Consider the following 1,594-nt stretch of genomic DNA (forward strand, 5'->3'; position numbering starts at 1 on the left):
ACACCTTCAACTACAAGCGCGACTATCACATCCCCGCCGATGAGGTCGCCAAGACCGAAGGCGAGCGCACCAAGCTGCTCGCCACGGGAGCCTGAGCCATGAGCACGACCACGCTGGACCAATCCACCTTCTACCTCGTCGACGAGGAGGCGGAGGCGCACCACCCGGAGGGCGGCACGCTGCTCGGCTTCTGGATCTACCTGATGAGCGACGCGCTCATCTTCGCCACGCTGTTCGCCACCTATGGCGTGCTGGCGACCGCCTATGCCGGCGGCCCGACCCAGCGCGACCTGTTCGAACTGCCGCTGGTCGCGCTCAACACCGCGATCCTGCTGGTGTCGTCGATCACCTACGGCTTCGCGATGATGGCGATGCAGGACGGCAAGCTGGGCGGCACCCGGCTGTGGCTGGTGGTCACCGCGCTGCTGGGCATGGCGTTCGTCGGGGTCGAGCTGTACGAATTCGGCACGCTGATCGCCGAGGGCGCGACGCCGCAGACCAGCGCGTTCCTGTCCGCCTTTTTCACGCTGGTGGCGACGCACGGGCTGCACGTGACGGTAGGCATCATCTGGATCGGGGTGATGCTGGTCCAGCTCGGCCAGCGCGGGCTGCATCCGGAAAACCAGCAGCGGCTGATGTGCCTCAGCATGTTCTGGCACTTCCTCGACGTCGTCTGGATCGGCGTCTTCACCTTCGTCTATCTGCTCGGGGTCGTGCAATGAGTGCTGACGCTTCCCACGCCAACGCAAACGCCCACGGCTCGCGCCGGAGCTACCTGCTGGGCTTCCTGCTGTCGGTGGTGCTGACGGCGGTGCCGTTCTGGCTGGTGATGACCGGCGCGATCGCCGATGCCGCCACCACCGCCGCGCTGGTCGTGGTGCTCGCCATCGTCCAGATCCTGGTCCACACCGTGTTCTTCCTGCACGTCAATCCGCGCGCGGAGGGGGGGTGGACGCTGATGGCCTATGCCTTCACCGCCGTGCTGGTGGTCATCTGTATCGGCGGGTCGCTGTGGATCATGCACCACCTGAACCTGAACATGATGCCGATCACCGGCACGGAGATGAGCAACCAGCCCTGAGCCGTTTTCTGCTCCTCGGCCTCGCCCTGCTGGGGGCGATCGGCTTCACCGCGCTGGGCATCTGGCAGGTCGAGCGGCGGGCGTGGAAGCTCGACCTGATCGCCCGGGTCGACGCGCGCGTCCACGCGCCCGCCGCGCCGCCGCCCGCCCCCGCCGACTGGGCCGGGATCAATGCCCGCGACGACGCCTATCGCCACGTCCGCATCGCCGGCGTGTTCGACCATGCGGCGGAAACGCGAGTGCTGGCGGTGACCGAGCGCGGCGGCGGATTCTGGGTGCTGACCCCGCTGCGCACCGCCCAGGGCGTGGTGCTGGTCAATCGCGGGTTCGTGCCCGACGCGCGCCGCGACGCGGCCACGCGCGCGGCGGGGCAGGTCGCCGGCCCGGTGAGCGTGACCGGCCTGCTGCGGATCAGCGAGCCCGGCGGCGCCTTCCTGCGCGCGAACGATCCCGCGCGGGACCGCTGGTATTCGCGCGATGTCGCCGCGATCGCCCGCGCGCGACACGTGGCAT

General features: G+C 68.9%; 3 protein-coding genes. All 3 read left to right on the forward strand.

All coding sequences use genetic code 11. The features are described 5' to 3' along the window. The first annotated feature begins 98 nt into the window (after positions 1–98). Positions 99–722 carry a cytochrome o ubiquinol oxidase subunit III gene (gene cyoC, locus VNR91_RS09295; protein ID WP_325490483.1) on the forward strand — a complete coding sequence of 208 codons (624 nt, stop codon included), beginning with the start codon at positions 99–101 and terminating at the stop codon, positions 720–722. Beyond that, positions 719–1,081: a cytochrome o ubiquinol oxidase subunit IV gene (cyoD, locus tag VNR91_RS09300; protein ID WP_325490484.1), complete on the forward strand. Its 363-nt coding sequence runs from the start codon at positions 719–721 to the stop codon at positions 1,079–1,081. The genes cyoC and cyoD overlap by 4 nt, the downstream gene beginning before the upstream one ends. Further along, positions 1,078–1,594, forward strand: a 517-nt coding sequence (locus tag VNR91_RS09305; RefSeq protein WP_325490485.1) for an SURF1 family protein, incomplete at its 3' end; no start/stop codon positions are given. The genes cyoD and VNR91_RS09305, both read left to right, overlap by 4 nt.

The organism is Sphingomonas sp., assembly GCF_035555815.1.
Taxonomy (GTDB): domain Bacteria; phylum Pseudomonadota; class Alphaproteobacteria; order Sphingomonadales; family Sphingomonadaceae; genus Sphingomonas.